The following is a 19433-nucleotide window of genomic DNA, read 5'->3' as shown; positions in this document are numbered from 1 at the left end:
AATGTATTGAAATTGGTTCTTTTTTCAGATATTGGAGGTAAATTAGAAACCAGAGGTTCTTCCTTATACTTAACGCAGGGGGGAACGTTTCGCATATAAGACCTAAGCTATGGACCTGTTCGAAAATATACGGGAAAGTATTCGAGCCATCAAAAGTAACCTGCTACGGACCGTCCTTACCGGTCTGATCATCTCCATCGGCATTATGTCACTGGTAGGTATACTCACAGCCGTTGATGGCATGAAGAACTCCCTTAACCAGACTTTTTCGAGCCTAGGCGCCAACTCTTTTGATATCCGAAAGAAGTACAACAGCGGCAGGGGAAACAATGGACAGGGAAGAACAGACAAGGTATACCCGGATATCACCTACGACCAGGCAGTGAAGTATAAGGAGTTGATGGAGGCGAAGTCACAAGTGAGCCTTTCAGCCAATATTTCAGGTGCTACTGTTGTAAAGAGTGTGTCAGATAAGACAAACCCGAATATAAACATAATAGCCGGAGATGAATTTTATCTGTCTGGCCAAAACCTAAACCTAGAGCGGGGCCGGGCTTTCTCCAACTATGAGCTGGAGCTTGGTTCCAACGTTGCCATCATCGGTAAAGAAATATCTGATAAGCTTTTCCCGAAGACCGATCCGATTAACCAGTATATCTCCTTTTTAGGGCGCCGCTTTAAAGTAGTAGGGGAACTGGAGAAGCGCGGCAGTAGCATGGGCGGCAGTGGAGGTGATCGCATGATTCTTATCCCACTCGAAACGGGGCGGCAGATTCCGCAGCAAGGCAATGGCACACTGACTTACAACATCAAAACCTCCATTTCTAAGCCTGAGGAACTTACCTATGTCATGGGCGAAGCAACGGGCGTGATGCGCAACGTGCGCCAGGACAAGCTGGGACAGGAGGAATCCTTTGAGATCAGGAGAAGTGACTCGCTGATCCAGAGCCTGAACGAAATCACGGGTTATCTTAAAGTGGGCGGATTCATCATTGGATTTATTACCCTGCTGGGTGCCTCTGTCGGGCTAATGAACATCATGATGGTGTCTGTGAATGAACGTACACGAGAAATTGGTGTTCGCAAAGCTTTGGGTGCCACTGCTATGCAAATTCAGCAGCAGTTCCTAATCGAGGCCATCGTGATCTGCATACTGGGAGGGCTGGTCGGTATTTTCCTGGGTATACTCATGGGCAATGGCATTGCATCCCTGATCGGTGATGGCGGCTTTATTGTTCCCTGGATCTGGGTGTTCGTAGGTTTAACGATCTGTGTGGTTGTTGGTGTGCTTTCGGGCTATTATCCCGCTCACCGTGCCTCCAGACTCGACCCAATCGAATCGTTACGCTACGAATAGTGTATGATAAAGCCATATGAAGGTCTGAGCCATATCTTAGACGAAAAGCGCTTAGTCCCGATCATGAATAACACGAAATGGCAGGAGTTGATTTCGGCCATGCGCAGTCTTCCTCAGATTGAACCGCATGTGCGCATCAAATATCTCCATGACGATGTTGCGCCGAAACATTATGCCCCCATATGGTGGGAGCAACTGGAGCAGACGGGCCTGGCAAATATTGAGTGGCTGGAGATAAAGGCGATGAAAGAATCCAGCACCGGGCTCTTAGCTCCAACACTGCAGGCAGACTATACAGATCTGTTTCAGGAGGTGCTAGATAAGTATGGCATACCGCATGAAGTTGAGGGGGAGATATTTAGGATAATGGGTTACCAACAGCTACAGTAAGAGATCAAAACAAAGAAGGCGGGCTTATGGGCCCGCCTTCTTTGTTTACTATACCTGGTGTCAGGTTATTTCTTTTTGGCAGCTGGCTCTTTTGTAGTGGCCGCTGTTTTCTCCTGATCATATTCGCTGTTCAGTCCAGCCAATACTTCTTGTGTTATGTCCAGTGAGTTGTCGCCGTACAAGATTGCACTTTGCCCTCTAGAGTAAGTCAATACCATTTTATAGCCTCTTTCCTGGCTTAGCTTCTGCAGGTATGCTTCTACGCGATCGTAGATCTTTTTCATCTCTTCAGCTTCTTCAGTAGCCAGTTGGTTGCCCGTGGTCTGGCTCTGCTGCTGCAACTGCTGCTGACGCTGTGAGAGTTTCTGTTCTGTAGAAGCACGCTGCTCCACTGTCATATTGCCGCCAGTGCGCTGGTAGTTTTGTACATCCTTCTCGAATGCAGCTGCTTTGGCCTGAAGATCTTTCTCAGCTTTCTGCGTTTTGGACTGAAAGCGTGTACGAGCGTCTTTAAAATACTCATAATTGCTCAGCAGAGAGTCTGAGTTGATGTACACAATATCAGCTACGGCAGCAGTAGCCAGGGTATCAGAGCTGTTAGCTGATGTAGTAGAAGTAACAGTCGCCTGTGGCTTTTGATCTGTGTTACAAGCAGTTACTAGAGCGCCCAAAGCAACTCCCAAAACGATTCTAGATAGGTTCACAATTAGATAATTAAGCTGTTATTGATTGTTTCAGACTGAAAATATAGGGCTAATTTTTAAAAATTCAGAATTTTTAATGTTTCAGCACCTCTATATAAGTTTCTTCGGCCTCCATTAAGCCCTGCTCGTTGATGTCGGTCAGTCGTACATGCTTTGTTTCATTTACTAATACGGGGTCGTATTTGGCTGCTACACGCACATAATTCTCAGTCCAGCCTTCCATCACACCGTCTTTCACATCGTCTTCGAATAGCACCGTAAACTCCCGGCCTATGTTCTGCTCGTAGAAGAAACGCTTTTTCTTTTCGGAAAGAATGCGCAACATATCGGCTCTGCGGTTACGGTCTTTGATGCTTACCTTGCCCGGCATATCCGGAGCCATCGTGTTTTCACGCTCGGAGTAAGGGAACACGTGCAGGTAGCTTACATCAAGTCCATTGATGAAGTTATAAGTCTCCAGGAAGTCTTCTTCTGTCTCGCCCGGGAAGCCTACGATCACATCCACCCCAATACAGCAATGCGGCATCAGCGATTTAATTGTGGCAACACGGTCAGCATACAGCTCACGCAGGTAGCGGCGGCGCATCAGCTTCAGTATCTTGTTAGAGCCTGACTGCAGCGGCACATGGAAGTGCGGCATAAAGCGCTTGCTCTGGCTCACAAATTCGATGATCTCGTCTTTTAGCAGATTAGGCTCGATAGAAGAGATGCGGAAGCGATCTATACCTTCTACTTTGTCAAGTTCCTGTACCAGTTCGTAAAACGTCTCCACACGTTCCCCATCCTGCAAACCGAAGTCGCCTGTATTTACACCTGTGAGCACGATCTCTTTCACACCCGACTCAGCTATTTCATTGGCAGAGCGCACCACATTGGCGATGCTGTCGGAGCGACTATTGCCACGGGCCAGCGGTATGGTGCAGAAGGTGCAGGAGTAGTCGCAGCCGTCCTGCACTTTGAGGAAGGTGCGCGTACGGTCGCCAAATGAGTAGGAGTTGTGGAAGGTGTTTGCCTCGCTGATAGCGCTGGCATATACCTGTGGTTGCTCCTTTTTCTCGAATGTCTCGAGGATGTCCACCAACTGAAACTTCTCAGCGGCTCCCAATACGGCGTCAACACCAGGGATTTCGCTGATCTCTTTTGGCTTAAGCTGCGCATAGCAGCCGACAATGGTGATAAATGCGTTAGGAGAGTACTTCTGCGCCTCCTTTACGATTTTACGGCATTTCTTATCTGCATTGTCGGTGACAGAGCAGGTATTGATCACGTATATGTCAGGCGTATCAGTAAATTCCACCTTCTCAAAACCGCGCTCCTGGAAAATTCTTCCGATCGTGCTGGTTTCAGAGTAGTTCAGCTTACAGCCCAGTGTATAAAATGCTACCTTTTTCATAATCAGGGTGCAAAGATACAAATTTAAATTTTGAATGAGTCAGTAGGGGCCTATGTAAACAGCCTTGTTAATCAGCGTTATAGCTAGCCAACCTATTTTTTTATACGGAACGCCCATGTATATACCCAGCGCTCTATCTACTTTCTGACAAAGTCTTCGAAGGAGTATTGCATATAGGCTTTCCCAAGCTCGATCTGTTCGGGCGTTACACCCTTGCCCCTGATGATAGGCTTTTTGGCCACATTATCGTAGGACAGCACTTTGCCGGGTGTGATAAAAGTAAAGCCATCCCTGAAAACATAAAATGCAAAAGGATAGTCACTTGGCGCCAGCAGGTTGCGTCCCCACTTGAAGTCCTGGTGTGGCAGGTCCAGCTGGTAAAGCAGGGTCGTGGCAATGTCAGTCTGACTGCCAATCGTGGAAACGGTTCGTCCTTTTTCCGCCAAGGCGCCTCCTGTCAGAATGAAAGGTATGCGGAACTTGGTGCTTTTATAGTTCGGATCATCATAAGGCAGCGGATGGCCATGGTCGGCTACCAGCACAACCAGGGTCGAGTCCCACCAAGTTTGTTGCCGCGCCTGCGCTATGAACTGCCCCAGTGCCCAGTCGGTATAGTACACGGAGTTCTTAAACTTGTCACTGATTTTGCTTCCTTTAAACTTCGCAGTTATAGGAATCTCGAAAGGCTCGTGGCTACTCAGGGTATACACAGTACTAAAGAAAGGCTCTTTTTCCTGATCAAGGTCCTGTAGCACTCGCTCAAACAGCACATGGTCATGCGCGCCCCACTTGGAGTTATAACTCTCAGCCGGGAAATCATGCTTGTCAATCAGTCGGTCATACTTTCCGTTTTGCAGGTATGAGCGTATGTTGGCAAACTCCAGTTCTCCTCCATAATAAAACGAAGTGCCATAACCAGCCTTTTTAAATGTCTGACTCAGGTGCGGCAGTTGCTCTGTTTTCTTAGGGTTTTTGATGATCGAAGTAGTCGTCTGCACCGGATAGCCACTCAGAAGCGCCACCATGCCTTTTTCGCTGCGGTCGCCACTAGAATAAAGCTTCGAGAAAGTGATTCCCTCTTTGGCCAGTTTATCCAGATTGGGAGTAACGCCAGGTTTCCCACCTAAATGCTCTACATACTTAGCGGTATAGCTTTCAAGAATGATGAAAAGTACATTGGGTCGCTCTACCTGAAGAATTTTCTCAGAAGAGTCTGCAGTGGAGGTATAGAGTTCAGCTACTTTAGCAGCGGCGGCTTCATAGTCCATGTACTGATAAGGGTTGCGCGTTTCCTCGTTATACTTCAGCATGGTGTCCATCAGGTTCCAGGGCATATTGAGACCGGCGTGATTAGCATATGGGTTCTCCGAGAAATACACGACACTCTGGTTGATCGGGATCTGCTGCCAGCCACCCCGCATCGGCAAGACCAGAACAGCGGTAAACAACAGCGCAATACCGGCATACTTCAGCTTTGAGAAATTGAGGTGGTAATTTTTATAATCAAAGGTATAGCGAAAGAGCAGCGCAAAAAACAGGCTGGTAGCCAGCGCTATGATGCTTAACAGCAGAATTGGTGCCGCTGCTGCAGAGGCTGCCATTTCGCCTGGTGTGTTCAGGTATAGCATCGGCGTGGAGTCGAGCCGGAAACCCCAGTAGGTATAGAGCTCCAGGTCCACCGCCATGAGCACCGACAGTAGTACCAATATAGTATAGGTATAGTAGCGGATGAACCCGCGCACCTGAAGCCCCGGGAAAAGGGCAGTAGCCAGTATGGCCAGAAAGGGGATAGCACTGACATAGGAGCTGAACGAAAGGTCCAGGCGAAGTCCCTTTGTAAAGATAGTCAGAAGGTCTGCCTGAGATAATTCCTGCGTACGGTTATCGTGGTAAAGCAGAAACGTAGCTCTGGCTGCAATAAAATAAAGCACCCAGAACAGAAAGTAGAGTGGCTGATATAAAAGGCTTCGTATCACGGCTGCAAATATACAACTTATGTAACCTCTCCTAAACGCCAGATCACCGATTATAATTCAGCCCATTCAGATTATATCAGGCCTTATTTATATACTGGAAGCATAATTTTAACATCATTAGGAGTGTACCCCTGTTTAAAATAGGGGGTGTGGGAAATTATCAGCTAAAATTTAAGGTGGACCCCCTAAAAAATAATACCCTATCTGATACAAGGTATCTATTTACTACATACCTTTGGTCAGAATTTATACCCTAACCTCTTTAACCCATGGCAATTCTTCGTTTTAAGGCGCTCGAACTGGTAAGTCAGCGCAAACCGGCAGAGGTCGTGCTGCCATCCAGTAAAATTTCAGAGTACTTCGGTGAAAACGTATTCGGCTTTTCTGCCCTGCGTGCCACCATGTCTACCGAAAACTTTAAAAGGCTTTGCGCCACAATTGACGCGGGTGATAAGGTAGACCGAAATCTGGCTGATGCCGTGGCTGCCGCCATGAAAACCTGGGCCATGAGCAAAGGGGCTACGCATTACACGCACTGGTTCCAGCCTCTGACTGGCGCTACGGCTGAGAAGCACGACTCTTTCTTCGACCTGACCGGAGAAGGTGACCCGATCGAGAGCTTTAAAGGCAGCGCCCTGGTGCAGCAAGAGCCGGATGCTTCTTCTTTCCCAAGCGGCGGCATTCGTAATACCTTCGAAGCGCGTGGCTACAGCGCCTGGGATCCGTCTTCTCCTGCTTTCCTGATCGAGAATGCCGGTACCCGCACCCTCTGTATACCTACTATTTTCGTTTCCTATACCGGTGAGGCACTGGATTACAAGACGCCTTTGCTGAAGTCCCTCCACCTGCTTAACCAGGCGGCTGTGCCGGTTTGCCAATATTTTGACAAGGATGTGGTGAAGGTGAACACCACCCTGGGTATTGAGCAGGAATATTTCCTGGTGGACCGCGCCCTATACGAGGCTCGTCCTGACCTGGTGATGACGGGTCGCACACTCTTCGGACATGCGCCTGCAAAAGGTCAGCAGTTGGAAGACCACTATTTTGGTTCTATACCAAGCCGCGTGCACTCTTTCATGGTGGACTTTGAGAAGTCAGCCTTGAAACTGGGTATACCTTTGCGTACCCGCCACAACGAAGTGGCTCCAAACCAGTTTGAGTGTGCTCCTACGTTCGAGGATGCCAACCTGGCCGTGGACCACAACCAGCTTCTGATGGACATCATGGACCGTGTCGCTGAGCGTCATGGCTTTAAAGTATTGCTTCACGAGAAGCCTTATAAAGGGGTTAACGGCAGCGGCAAGCACAACAACTGGGCGATGAGCACCAACACGGGTGTGAACCTGCTATCACCTGGCAAGAAGCCAAAAGAGAACTTACAGTTCCTGACTTTCTTTATTAACACAGTGATGGCAGTGCACAAGCACGCCGACCTGCTGCGTGCCAGCATCGCCTCTGCCAGCAACGACCACCGTCTGGGTGCTAACGAAGCTCCTCCGGCTATCATGTCGGTGTTTGTGGGCCAGCAACTGACGGCAGTACTGGAAGAGTTGGAGCGCACTGCTAAGGTGCCGATGGAGAAAGGAGACAACATGTACCTGAAATTAGGTATAGACAAGATCCCGGAGATCCTTCGCGATAACACCGACCGTAACCGTACTTCTCCGTTTGCCTTCACGGGTAATAAGTTCGAGTTCCGTGCTGTAGGTTCTTCTGCCAATAGCTCTTCTTCCATGACGGTGCTGAATACCATTGTGGCTGATCAGCTGATCGATTTCCGTGTTGCTGTGGATGACCTGATCGACAACAAGAACATGAAAAAGGAGCTGGCCATTATTCAGGTGCTTCGTGAGTATGTGGCTGCTTCCAAGGCTATCCGTTTCGAAGGCAACGGTTACTCCAAAGAGTGGGAGGAAGAGGCTGCCAAGCGAGGGCTTTCTAATATCAAATCTACGCCGCGTGCACTGGATGTATACCACCGCGAGGAGGTGCAAGATCTGTTTACCCGTCATGGCATCTTTAGCAGAGTGGAAATTGCGGCGCGTCACGAGATCCTGCTGGAAGATTACATCAAAAAGATCCAGATCGAATCGCGTGTGATGGGTGACCTTGCCTTTAACCACGTGATACCTACGGCTGTCGCTTATCAGAACAAGCTGATCCAGAATATCCGTGGCCTAAAAGACCTCGGCCTGGAAGATGAGTACACAGAATCTACTTTGGATTCCATTAAACGTATCTCACGCCATATCAAAACAATTCAGACCAATGCGGTGGACATGATCCAACAGCGTAAGGTTGCCAACAAGATGGAGGATGTGCGGGAGAAGGCGATTTTCTACAACGAGAAGGTAATGCCTTACTTTGAAGCGATTCGTACCAGCGTAGACAAGCTGGAACTGATGGTGGATGATGAAGATTGGCCACTGGTGAAGTACCGCGAGCTGATGTTCAGACGCTAACCCGTATACTTTATAGATAAAAAGAGCACCTGCCTAAGGTGCTCTTTTCTTTTAGCGTCTGTTTCTGATCCAGCCGATGACTTCTCCCGTTACTTTGGCCAGGATAATCGGTAAAAGCACAAGCACCAGTGCTGTGGCAATTACAGGCCGGAGTCCCATGCGCATAATCAGTTTCCGGACCACTTTGCTGCGAAGTTCGCCTAGCATATACCTGCCAGCCTGTGTCATCGGTTTACCTTTAAGCACCTCCAGCACACCGCGCCAGTTGCCGTGCTCTATTTGCCGTTTCAGGAAGCCCAGCACCGTATCCTTGGTGATCAGGAAGGCCTCGCTTAGCTGTTCCTGCCGCAATCTGCCCCAGTGCAGGAGGGAGCGGAGCTTGTCATCCGCATTTTTGGGTATATAGGCACTCATGTGTATCATTTCTGTTGAGCTGATTTAATATATCATGTACTGGCAACATCTTTAACGTTTATCCGGATGTTTTATATTCAAGATACAGATAATTTCTATTTGTTCCATACCTGAGCAAGGTCTGAAGCTTCACAACACATTCAAATAGCGCTACAATTCTTTCTGCTCTTAGCTCTCTTTAAAATAATGATGCTAAATTTACGCCTTATGCCTGTTGAACAAAGCAGGCCTGATTTAAGTTAAGAGAACGTAGCTTTAGCGAAGGCCCACTTATATATGAACAAGATCTATTGCCCCAGCCTGACGGAGTATAAACGCAGAGAAACCATTGAGGTGCATATCGGCGAGGTGCCGATGGGCGCCCACCACCCGATCAGAGTGCAATCCATGACCACCGTGGACACCATGGATACCTTGGGTTCTGTGGAGCAGTGCATCCGCATGATCGAGGCAGGCTGCGAATACATCCGTATAACGGCACCAAGTATAAAGGAAGCCGAAAACCTGCGCCACATCAAGGCCGAACTTCGCCGACGCGGATATAATACCCCTTTGGTAGCCGATATTCACTTCACACCCAACGCCGCGGAAGTGGCCGCCCGTATTGTCGAAAAGGTGCGTATCAACCCGGGTAACTATGCTGATAAGAAGAAGTTTGAGGTAATTGAATACAACGATGAGACTTACCAGGCTGAGCTGGACCGTATCCGCGACCGCTTTGTGCCGCTGGTGCGCATCTGCAAGGAACATGGCACGGCTATGCGCATTGGCACTAACCACGGCTCTTTGTCTGACCGCATCCTGAGCCGTTACGGCGATACGCCGCTGGGTATGGTAGAAAGTGCGCTGGAGTTTCTGCGCATCTGTGAAGATGAGCAATACTATAACATCGTCATCTCCATGAAAGCATCAAACACGCAGGTGATGGTGCAGGCCTACCGATTGCTGGTGCAGAAACTGGAAGAGGAGGGACTGAAGCCTTACCCGCTGCACCTGGGTGTAACGGAGGCCGGAGAGGCTGAGGATGGACGTATTAAGTCGGCCGTAGGTATAGGCACGCTGCTCGAAGATGGTCTGGGAGATACCGTGCGTGTATCCCTGACAGAAGCACCGGAAGCTGAGGCACCTGTAGCCAAAGCACTTATTGACCGCTATACCTACCGGGCAGAGAAGGCACAGCCCATCAAGCCGCTTTGCAACATTCCGATCGATCCGTTCCAGTACCACCGCCGCGAAACTGTAGAGGTAGAGAATGTAGGAGGGCAGAATGTGCCGCGAGTGGTAGCTGATCTGAGCCGACTGCGCGAAATCCAGTATGCCGACCTGAAAAGCGTAGGCCACCTGTATTCTATGCTTCTCGATAAGTTCAACATGAATGACCTGGGGGCAGACTACATCTACACAGGTGACCACCCCATCAACTTCATGCTGCCCAATGGTTTGAAGGAAATCATTAACTATGTGCCTTGGCAATTAGCTGAGGATCAGGAGCACCGGCATCCTCTACTGACTGTGAAGCAGTACCTGGAAACTAATCAGTTGCATCCAAAGCTGAACTTTGTGGAAGCTACCATTAGTGAGTTAACCACGGAGTTACTAGATCGGCTAAAAAAAGACAGTACTGTTGTGCTGATGCTGCATACCACCAATGAGCATGCTATGCCGGAACTGCGTAAGTGCTTTTTCCGCCTAATGAATAACGGAATCAACACACCCGCCGTCATCAAGCGCTCTTATGATGAACTTACCCCGGATCAGGTACAGCTGTATGCTTCGACTGATGTAGGCGGATTGTTAATCGACGGTCTTGGAGACGGCATCATATTGGGCACTGAATTGTTGCCTGAGCAGGAAAAGGGTGAATTGCTGCAGACGATCGAGAAACTGAACAACCTAAGCTTTGGTATACTACAGGCTGCACGTACCCGCATGAGCAAAACCGAATACATCAGCTGCCCAAGCTGCGGTCGTACCTTGTTCGATCTGCAGGAGACCACCGCCATGATCCGCAAGCGCACCGACCACCTGAAAGGTGTTAAGATCGGGATTATGGGCTGTATCGTGAACGGCCCCGGTGAAATGGCTGACGCTGATTATGGTTACGTAGGCGTAGGTAAAGATAAGATCGCCCTGTATCGAGGCCAAACGGTAGTGAAGAAGTCAGTACCAGCTGACAGAGCAGTGGATGAACTGATCGAGCTGATTCGGGAAGACGAAAAATGGATCGAACCGCTCGTGCTGGAGGAGTAGAGAAAGCAACTGAGTCCTTCTCGCAATCATTCAGTTGCAATAGTTGTTATACTTAGCCGGATATGGCTATACCTGTAGCCACATCCATTTTTATAAAATACAGAAGCCGCACAATGAAAGGATTATTTGATTTTACGGAAGTGGCCACTTACTTCTTCCGTAAAAAAGACCCGAAACGTAAGACAAATTTTAATTTACGGGCCATGCACACCATCAACAAGATCTCAATTCTGATGTTTTTGGCAGCCATGGTATATTTTGTGATCAAGCACTGGTAAACTTACTGCTTTGAACATCGAGGATTTCAGAGATTACTGCTTGGCCAAGCCCGGTGCTACCGAGGAGATGCCTTTTGATGAAGACACGCTTGTATTTAAGGTAAGCGGCAAAATGTTTGCGCTGTGTAGTCTGTCTGATTATGCGAAGGGTATAGCCTTGAAATGCGATCCTGAGCAGGCCATTTTGTTGCGTGAGCAGTATGAGCAGGTTTTACCAGGATATCACATGAATAAAAAGCACTGGAATACTGTGCTGCCCGAGGCAGGTTTAACATTTGACTTTCTTAAATCCCTGATTGATAATTCTTATAGTCTGGTCGTTTCGAAATTACCAAAGGGAAAGAAACCTTCCTGAGCAATAAATATCAAAAAAAATCGTTAGGCTTTAATATTTTTTTAACCCCAATATTTGCCTATCAAATAAACAATCCCGCATAAACCTGCATTGGATTGTAACATAAGATATACTTCACTGCCTGTTTTTGAGTGTTTGGTCATAAAACGCTTTCAAAACAATTTAAATGTACATTTTGATGTGTAGCGGTTACTGCGAACATTGTAACACATATAAAAGATTATATGTATATTAAGAACAATTTCGCAACTATTCACCCTATCTCACTATGCAATCTCAACGCAGTGTAGGCATATTCGCTTACAGAAACGAATGGCAGAAAGCCAGCCTGAACATTTTCCTAACAAACAGTTTAATGCTGAACAGCTACGAAGAGTTTTTTAAAAAATTCGAAGTGACAGGGCAGCAGTACAATATCCTGCGGATATTACGTGAACACTATCCTAAACCTGTGTCAACGTCTGTTTTGCGCAACCACATGCTCGACAAAATGTCGGATACCTCCCGGCTCGTCGGCAGACTCAAAACCAAAGGTCTGGTGGATGTGGAGCGCAATGTGTCAGACAAACGACTGGTTAATATTGTTATCTCCGACAAAGGCTTCAACCTGTTGGATCAGATCAGCCATGAACTATACAAGCTTGACAACCTGGTTCAGGGATTGACAGAAGAGGAGGCCACGACGCTTGCTGGTCTGCTCGAAAAAGTCCGTGATTCAATCAACTCTGCGGAGGAACGCCTTACAGGTGCACTCACACTCAACGAGGCTGTTTAGTTGAATCGAAATGAGCAGCATGACAACAAGGATAGCCTGATGGCTATCCTTTTATTTTTTCAGCCATATGCAGGCGTGCAGGAATCGTTTCGGCTGCATCGACAAATGGAGACAGTATAATGTCAGCTTCTGAAGCATGAAGTCGCTCAGCGTCTGGCTGGCGGTGTGCTGTGAGAGCTATAACTCCTTTATAACCGTTAGAGCGCAACTGCTTGACGAGCGCTATATTGGCATTGACATCTGATAAGCTGCTAATCACATATTTTGCCGTGCTTAGGGGAAGCCTGTCAGGTAACTCCGGATCTTCCACATCACCGTATAAGGCTGACAAGCCCTGCTTCTGCCAATAACGCACCTGCTGCGGATCAAAATCAATGCATAACAGGTGAATGTTATCCTTTAAGAGCGTAAGCGCAATGTTACCACCATAACGCCCCAACCCAAACAAAATCACATCGACCTGCTGTGGCATGCTTTGCTCTGCTTCACTTTCACGGTAGGGCCTCTTGCGTTCAAATATGCTTAATACTGGCGCCAGCACATCATAGAGTCTGTGCGAGTAGATGATCATGTAGGTAGACAGCCCGATCGTGATCAGTCCGACTAATGTGATCAGCCCGACGGTGCTTTCCTGGATATGGCCCATGGTCAGACCTAGTGCAGCAAAAATAAGCGAGAACTCACTGATCTGGGCAACTGTCAGACCTGCCAGGAAACTGGTGCGCTTTCGGTAGCCCATTATACCCATGATAGCTACAACGATCAGCGGATTACCAACCAATACAAAAACGGAGAAGAGGATGGAAGGCCCTATCTGCTCCCCCAGCAAACCCAGGTTCAATTGCGCCCCCAGATTGATAAAAAAGAACAAGAGTAGAAAATCCCGCAGGCTGACAAGACGCCCACTGATCATTTCACGGTACGGGGTAGAGGCAAGGGAGACACCAGCCAGAAACGCACCAACCTCCCGGCTAAAGTTAAGGTAGTCGCAGGCAGACGCTACGATCACTGCCCAAGCTATGGAGAAGAGCACCAGCAATTCCTGGGACCTTGCCAGATAATGAACCAGTGAGGGAATGACGAAGCGCATCAGTAAACCTATGACTGCAACAATAGCACTGCCTGTTACTACCACCTGCATGATACCGAGTACAGGATGGGCTCCGGTCTTCGCATTCATGGCTGAGAGCATGATCATTAGCAGCACCACCACAATATCCTGCACAATCAGGAAACCAATCGCGATCTGCCCATGCAGGGAGTCGATTTCTTTTTTGTCTGAAAGCAATTTCACGATGATGATGGTGCTGGAAAAGGTCAGCGCAATCGCAATGTAGAGTGCCGTGATGGAATCATAACCTAGTGCTATACCTATCAGATAACCGAATACAGATGTGAAAATGACTTGGCCCAGCCCCGTCATCAGAGCGATCATGCCTGTTGAGCGGATAAGGGAGAGGTCCAGCTTGAGTCCAACTACAAACAGGAGCAAAGCAATGCCCAGTTCTGCCAGCAGATGCACCATGTCCGATGATGACACCAGGTTAAGAAAGGAGGGGCCAACCAATATACCTAATGCAATAAACATTACAATGAGCGGTTGCCTGAGCATGAGTCCGATAGCACCGAGCAAAGCGGCAATGGCCAGTATGACTGACAGCTCAAAAAACGGATTGCTCAATACGTCCTGCATAGGGCTATACTTTATGTGGAAGTATCAATAATGGCATATGTGCTCTGGCGGCTAGTTCTTCACTCAAGTTTTTGGAGAACAAGGCCTCCCAGATACTTAGCTTCTCAGGCATCAGCACGACTAAACTGGAATTGGTGGCTGCGATGTGGGCGCGCATACCTGTTGGCGCTTCAGAGTCTGCCATTAAGTTGGTGGTATGTGGCCTTTTTAAGACTTGTAGCCAGGAGGAATGTTGCTCTTGGAGTTCGGATACATCCTGCACCTGTTGCCCATCTTTCGTTAGTATCAGAAAATGCAGGATGGCGTTGTAGGTCTGCGCAATGCTGTCGAGCATCTCTATACCTGCCCGTTCCGGTAATTTCATTTGCTCAAGCAGGATCGTTATATTTTCAAACCCGTTAAACACGTCATAGCTAGGTATAACAAGCAGTGGCACAGGACTCAAGCGCATCAATTCTAAGGTGTTGCTTCCGATCAGAATTTGTTTTAATTGACTGCTGCCGCGACTTCCTATGACCACAAGGTCTATGTTTTCGCTTGCGATTACCTGTAGCATGGCGTCTGCAAATGGTGTTGGTACGACCAAAGTCTTATACCTGACTTCGGCGTGACGCAGATCAAGAATATCCAGGAGATGCTGTGCCTCATCCAAAAGTCTAACTTGCGTTTTTCGCATTTCTTCAGAGTAAACACTCCGGAAGATTGATTCTGGAGAAGCTGCCGGAACAGGCGGTTTTGCCATTGCATGCACAAACACTACTTCAGCTCTCAAAGCTTTGGCTAGCTGCATAGCAACCAGCGTAGCATTGTAGCCATCGGTCGAAAAATCGGTGGGTGCAAGTATACGCAGCATAGCAGAGTGGTTTACTAGTCTATACGGTATACATTGAGCTTTTAGTTAGGTATAGAAAACCAAAAGCCGCCAGATTTGGGGTCTGAGCGGCTTTTGGAAAAGTTAGTGGTAAGATGGAAATCCTTATACCACCACGTTGATGATTTTGTTAGGGACGATAATAATTTTCTTTGGTGTTTTTCCTTCCATGAATTTGGTAATCGTTTCGTCAGCCAACACCGCTTTTTCCATTTCTTCGCGTGGTGTGTCAGTGGCGAAGGCAATCTTGCCACGCGTCTTACCATTCACGGATACGGGATACTCAAAGGTATTCTCCACCAGATACTTTTCATCCCAAGCCGGGAACGAGGCGAAAGTGATGCTCTGGCTGTGACCCAACTTCTCCCAAAGCTCCTCGGCGATATGCGGCGCATAAGGTGCCAGTGCAATCGTCAGTGGCTCCAGAACGGCTCGCTTGTTCGTCTTAAGAGCTGTCAGTTCATTTACACAAATCATGAAAGTTGATACGGAAGTATTGAAGGAGAAACGTTCAATGTCTTCTTCTACCTTCTTAACTGTCTTGTGCAGCGACTTCAGCTCCTCAGCAGTTGGCTCGTCATCCGACACGGTGAAGTTGCCCTCATTGTCATGGAAGAGTTTCCAGAAGCGCTTCAGGAATTTTGTAACACCGTCCATGCCATTGGTATTCCAGGGCTTGAACTGCTCCAATGGCCCCAGGAACATCTCGTACATGCGCAGGGTGTCAGCTCCGTTACGCTCCACAATAATATCCGGGTTCACGACATTGTATTTCGATTTCGACATCTTCTCGATCTCGACGCCGCAGATGTATTTGCCGTCTTCGAGTATAAACTCAGCATTGGAATTCTCTGGTCTCCAGGCTTTAAAAGCTTCCAGATCCAGCTCATCATTATCTACGATGTTCACATCCACATGCAGTGGTGTGATGTCGTAATCCTTGCGCAGACCGTACGACACATAGGTGTTACTGTCCTTCACACGGTATACAAAGTTTGAGCGGCCTTGGATCATCCCCTGGTTGATCAGCTTTTTGAACGGCTCTTGTTCTACCACCAGACCCAAGTCATACAAGAACTTGTTCCAGAAGCGGGAGTAGAGGAGGTGACCAGTCGCGTGCTCAGCACCACCCATGTAAAGGTCCACATTGCGCCAGTACTCAATCTTGGCTTTGCCAGCAAAGACCTGATCGTTCTGAGGATCCATGTAGCGGTACCAGTACCAGCTCGAGCCGGCCCAGCCCGGCATGGTGCTCAGTTCGTACTCGTACTGATCTAGATATTTCCAATCCACGGCGCGGCCCAGCGGCGGCTCACCTGTCTCAGTAGGCAGGTAGGCGTCGATTTTTGGCAGCTCCAGTGGCAAATCACTTTCGTTTAATAACTGCGGTATGCCATCTTTAAAGTATACCGGAACAGGCTCACCCCAATAACGCTGTCGGCTAAACACCGCGTCGCGCATACGGTATTGCGTGCGGCCTTTGCCCACACCCAGTTCTTCGGCTCTGGCTATACCTGCATTTATTGCTTCTTTTACCTCCAGTCCATTCAGGAAACCGGAGTTGACGATCTTGCCTTCCTTAGCGGCATAGGCTTCTTCTTCCAGGTTGCCTCCGGCTACAACTTCGCGTATCGGTAAATTAAAATGCTTTGCGAAAGCGTAATCACGGGAGTCGTGCCCCGGAACGGCCATAACAGCACCGGTACCATACCCAGCCAGTACGTAGTCCGCAATCCAGACTGGCACGCGATCTTCGGAGATCGGGTTGATGGCATAGGCTCCTGTGAACACACCACTTACCGTTTTCACGTCGGTCATGCGCTCGCGCTCAGAGCGGTTTTTGGCTACGTTCACATAAGATTCCACCTCGTTACGCTGTGCGTCTGTCGTGATTTCATTCACGAGTTCATGCTCCGGCGCCAGCACCACAAAAGTGGCGCCATAGATGGTGTCGATACGGGTCGTGAACACCTTGATCTTCTCGGAAGCTCCGCCTTCGATGGCAAAGTCCAGCTCGGCACCTACGGACTTTCCGATCCAGTTGCGCTGCATTTCCTTCACCGGCTCCGGCCAGTCGATGGTATCGAGGCCTTGCAACAAGCGCTCGGCATAAGCGGTGATGCGCATCATCCATTGACGCATTTTCTTTCGCTCTACCGGGTAACCACCACGCTCTGATACTCCACCAACCACTTCGTCATTGGCCAATACCGTACCTAAGGCAGGGCACCAGTTCACTACCGCGTCAGCAACGTAAGTGAGTCTATACCTGAGTAGCATCTCCGCCTTCTCCTGCTCGTTCATAGCTTTCCATTCCTCGGCCGTGAAGGCAGGGGTGTCTTCGTCGCAAGCGGCATTGATGTTGGCATTTCCGTTTGCTTCAAATGCAGCAATCAGCTTATCGATGGACTCTGCTTTGTCAGCGGTATAGTCATAGTAGCTGTTGAACAACTGCATGAAGATCCACTGCGTCCACTTGTAGTAGCTTGGATCGGAGGTACGTACTTCGCGCTCCCACTCGTAAGAGAAACCGATGTTCTTGAGCTGCTCGATGTATCGCGCAATGTTCTGCTCTGTTGTAATGGCCGGGTGCTGACCAGTCTGGATGGCGTATTGCTCGGCTGGAAGACCAAAGGAGTCGAAGCCCATGGGGTGCAGCACGTTAAAACCTTTTGAGCGCTTGTAGCGGCTCACGATATCAGAAGCGATGTAACCGAGTGGGTGACCTACGTGAAGACCCGCACCCGATGGGTAAGGGAACATATCCAGCACATAGTACTTCGGCTTATCGGTGTTTTCGGTGGCCTTAAAAGTCTGGTTTTCTTCCCAGTAACGCTGCCACTTCTTCTCAATCTGATTGAAATTATACTCTGACATAGTTTATCGTGAATTCGCTTGATCTAAACAAGCTGCTAAGATACTTGATATTTGTGAATTGGTTAAATGGCTGTATGGTTAAATTGTTGGTATGAACCATATAGCCATTTAACAATCAATAAGTACCTTTGCACTTTGAAGCAAAAGGAATAAAATGGAAAAATACGACCTGCTGGATGTGCCACACCTGATCTACGTGATGGATCCGATGTGCTCTTGGTGCTATGGATTTGCGCCGGTACTGCACCAGCTCAAAAAAGAACAGGAAGGCAAGCTGAATTTCAAGCTGGTGCTGGGTGGCTTGCGCCCGGGTACAACCGAGCCGATGGGTAACGAGATGAAAGCCGCTGTGAAACAGCATTGGCAGGAAGTAGAAAAAGCGACGGAACAGCCTTTTGACTTTGGTTTTTTTGAGCGAGAAAGCTTTGTGTACGATACAGAGCCGGCTTGCCGCGCTGTAGTGACCATGCGCTACCTGCAACTTGAGAAGGAGCTGGAAATGGCCGAAGAAGTACAACGCGCCTTTTATGCCCGCAACAATGATGTGACTAAGGCTGATGTGCTGGCCGAGATCGCCTTAGGACTAGGTATAGCGGAAGATACTTTTCTGGAGAAATTCCACTCCGATGAAATGAAAGAGAAAACACAACAGGATTTCAAGATCGCCCGACACTTGCAAGCCAATGCCTTCCCAAGCTTATACCTGCTCGTCGGGCACAACTTGAGTCTCCTGAGTCGCGGCTATCGTCTGTATGATGCCCTAGAAGCTAAATTGAAAGAAGCGCTAAAAGGGGCTCAGCCTAAGTAACAGTACAATACCATCGTAACGGACCGGCACTAAATGTCGGTCCGTTTTTTTATACCTGTCCGGCGATTTACGTACAAATCTAAGTCTGTCTCCACATAATTCGCAGGACTTGAAAACCGCCGTTTGCCATCTCACCAAAAGGCAACTCCCTCTAAACCAATTGGTGCTGGGAGCTACTATCAGGCGGCCTATCTTTAAGCTAATCCAAGCCGACTATCCCGATTTTACTGACGAAACTTATGTGGCGGTGGGGAATCTGAATAAGTACCGTAAATTGTATCTGGAGCAATTACTTGAAAAAGAGCTAGGTGAGATCTCGGAGCTTGAAAAAGAAGTACTGGAAAGTATTCAGGAGAACGAGCTGCTATCTACAAACATCGAGGAGGAAATACTGGATAATCTGCCTCTTGGGGACCGAATGGCGGACAAGATCGCTTCTTTTGGCGGCAGCTGGACGTTCATCATGGCTTTCTTCGGATTCATTTTGCTTTGGATGATGGTGAACGTATACCTGCTGGCTACCCGTCCTTTCGATCCATACCCTTTTATTTTGCTTAACCTGATTCTCTCCTGTCTGGCGGCGATACAAGCACCGATCATCATGATGTCGCAGAACCGCAAAGAGGCCAAAGACCGGCAACGCTCCGAGTACGATTACAAAGTGAACCTGAAGGCTGAGTTGGAGATACGCCTGTTGCATGAAAAAATCGACCACCTGATCGTGCACCAGAACCAGCGCTTGCTTGAAATTCAACAGATCCAAGTCGATTTGATGGAGGACATCCTGAACCGTACGCGAAAATAATTGCAAACCCTGCGTCTTTTTAAAG

At 48.4% G+C, this 19433-nt stretch carries 16 protein-coding genes; 9 read left to right on the top strand and 7 right to left on the bottom strand.

Going from position 1 to position 19433, the window contains the following annotated elements:
- Positions 1 to 109: 109 nt before the first annotated feature.
- Both Q1A54_RS07085 and Q1A54_RS07080 read left to right on the top strand, forming a co-directional pair.
- On the top strand, positions 110 to 1357 hold the full coding sequence (locus tag Q1A54_RS07085) for an ABC transporter permease (protein WP_299986232.1): 1248 nt from the start codon (positions 110 to 112) through the stop codon (positions 1355 to 1357).
- A gap of 3 nt (positions 1358 to 1360) precedes the next feature.
- Positions 1361 to 1747 carry a DUF6678 family protein gene (locus Q1A54_RS07080; protein ID WP_366915789.1) on the top strand — a complete coding sequence of 129 codons (387 nt, stop codon included), beginning with the start codon at positions 1361 to 1363 and terminating at the stop codon, positions 1745 to 1747.
- 65 nt (positions 1748 to 1812) lie between these two features.
- On the opposite strand, the gene Q1A54_RS07075 is transcribed toward Q1A54_RS07080, so the two are convergent.
- The 3 genes from Q1A54_RS07075 to Q1A54_RS07065 all read right to left on the bottom strand — a co-directional run bounded on the left by Q1A54_RS07075 (position 1813) and on the right by Q1A54_RS07065 (position 5820).
- Positions 1813 to 2451, bottom strand: a complete 639-nt coding sequence (locus Q1A54_RS07075; RefSeq protein ID WP_299986228.1) for an OmpH family outer membrane protein — start codon at positions 2449 to 2451, stop codon at positions 1813 to 1815.
- A 73-nt stretch (positions 2452 to 2524) separates the two neighbouring features.
- A complete protein-coding gene (gene mtaB, locus Q1A54_RS07070) occupies positions 2525 to 3844 on the bottom strand; it encodes a tRNA (N(6)-L-threonylcarbamoyladenosine(37)-C(2))-methylthiotransferase MtaB (RefSeq protein ID WP_299986226.1) in 1320 nt (439 codons plus the stop codon).
- A gap of 137 nt (positions 3845 to 3981) precedes the next feature.
- Positions 3982 to 5820 carry an LTA synthase family protein gene (locus Q1A54_RS07065; protein ID WP_299986224.1) on the bottom strand — a complete coding sequence of 613 codons (1839 nt, stop codon included), beginning with the start codon at positions 5818 to 5820 and terminating at the stop codon, positions 3982 to 3984.
- Between the two features lie 269 nt (positions 5821 to 6089).
- On the opposite strand from Q1A54_RS07065, the gene Q1A54_RS07060 reads away from it, so the two are divergent.
- Positions 6090 to 8282 carry a glutamine synthetase III gene (locus Q1A54_RS07060; protein WP_299986222.1) on the top strand — a complete coding sequence of 731 codons (2193 nt, stop codon included), beginning with the start codon at positions 6090 to 6092 and terminating at the stop codon, positions 8280 to 8282.
- 51 nt (positions 8283 to 8333) lie between these two features.
- Here Q1A54_RS07060 and Q1A54_RS07055 read toward each other — a convergent pair whose 3' ends face one another.
- Positions 8334 to 8696 carry a hypothetical protein gene (locus Q1A54_RS07055; protein WP_299986221.1) on the bottom strand — a complete coding sequence of 121 codons (363 nt, stop codon included), beginning with the start codon at positions 8694 to 8696 and terminating at the stop codon, positions 8334 to 8336.
- 276 nt (positions 8697 to 8972) lie between these two features.
- Between Q1A54_RS07055 and ispG the strand changes: the two genes are divergently transcribed.
- The 4 genes from ispG (at position 8973) to Q1A54_RS07035 (ending at position 12354) form a co-directional block, all read left to right on the top strand.
- On the top strand, positions 8973 to 10946 hold the full coding sequence (gene ispG, locus Q1A54_RS07050; RefSeq protein WP_299986219.1) for a (E)-4-hydroxy-3-methylbut-2-enyl-diphosphate synthase: 1974 nt from the start codon (positions 8973 to 8975) through the stop codon (positions 10944 to 10946).
- Between the two features lie 113 nt (positions 10947 to 11059).
- Positions 11060 to 11224 (top strand): DUF6728 family protein, encoded by a 165-nt coding sequence (locus tag Q1A54_RS07045; protein WP_007658564.1) that lies wholly within the window; start codon positions 11060 to 11062, stop codon positions 11222 to 11224.
- A gap of 10 nt (positions 11225 to 11234) precedes the next feature.
- Entirely contained in the window at positions 11235 to 11579 is a 345-nt protein-coding gene (locus Q1A54_RS07040) for an MmcQ/YjbR family DNA-binding protein (protein ID WP_299986217.1), read from the top strand.
- Positions 11580 to 11847: 268 nt separating this feature from the next.
- The gene (locus tag Q1A54_RS07035) at positions 11848 to 12354 is read left to right on the top strand and encodes a MarR family transcriptional regulator (protein ID WP_299986215.1); all 507 of its coding nucleotides are present in this window, start codon (positions 11848 to 11850) and stop codon (positions 12352 to 12354) included.
- Between the two features lie 43 nt (positions 12355 to 12397).
- Here Q1A54_RS07035 and Q1A54_RS07030 read toward each other — a convergent pair whose 3' ends face one another.
- The 3 genes from Q1A54_RS07030 to leuS form a co-directional block, all read right to left on the bottom strand.
- A complete protein-coding gene (locus tag Q1A54_RS07030) occupies positions 12398 to 14047 on the bottom strand; it encodes a cation:proton antiporter family protein (protein WP_299986213.1) in 1650 nt (549 codons plus the stop codon).
- A gap of 4 nt (positions 14048 to 14051) precedes the next feature.
- Entirely contained in the window at positions 14052 to 14900 is an 849-nt protein-coding gene (locus Q1A54_RS07025) for a universal stress protein (protein WP_299986211.1), read from the bottom strand.
- A 123-nt stretch (positions 14901 to 15023) separates the two neighbouring features.
- Positions 15024 to 17795 carry a leucine--tRNA ligase gene (gene leuS, locus Q1A54_RS07020; protein ID WP_299986209.1) on the bottom strand — a complete coding sequence of 924 codons (2772 nt, stop codon included), beginning with the start codon at positions 17793 to 17795 and terminating at the stop codon, positions 15024 to 15026.
- A gap of 154 nt (positions 17796 to 17949) precedes the next feature.
- Here leuS and Q1A54_RS07015 point away from each other — a divergent pair, with 154 nt between their 5' ends.
- Both Q1A54_RS07015 and Q1A54_RS07010 read left to right on the top strand, forming a co-directional pair.
- Positions 17950 to 18603 carry a DsbA family protein gene (locus Q1A54_RS07015; RefSeq protein ID WP_299986207.1) on the top strand — a complete coding sequence of 218 codons (654 nt, stop codon included), beginning with the start codon at positions 17950 to 17952 and terminating at the stop codon, positions 18601 to 18603.
- A gap of 109 nt (positions 18604 to 18712) precedes the next feature.
- Positions 18713 to 19408 carry a DUF1003 domain-containing protein gene (locus tag Q1A54_RS07010; RefSeq protein WP_299986205.1) on the top strand — a complete coding sequence of 232 codons (696 nt, stop codon included), beginning with the start codon at positions 18713 to 18715 and terminating at the stop codon, positions 19406 to 19408.
- The last annotated feature ends 25 nt before the right edge of the window (positions 19409 to 19433 follow it).

This window comes from uncultured Pontibacter sp. (assembly GCF_947502515.1).
Classification (GTDB): domain Bacteria; phylum Bacteroidota; class Bacteroidia; order Cytophagales; family Hymenobacteraceae; genus Pontibacter.
The sequence above is the reverse complement of the archived record's forward strand: the minus strand, read 5'-3'. Positions and strand labels throughout refer to the sequence as shown.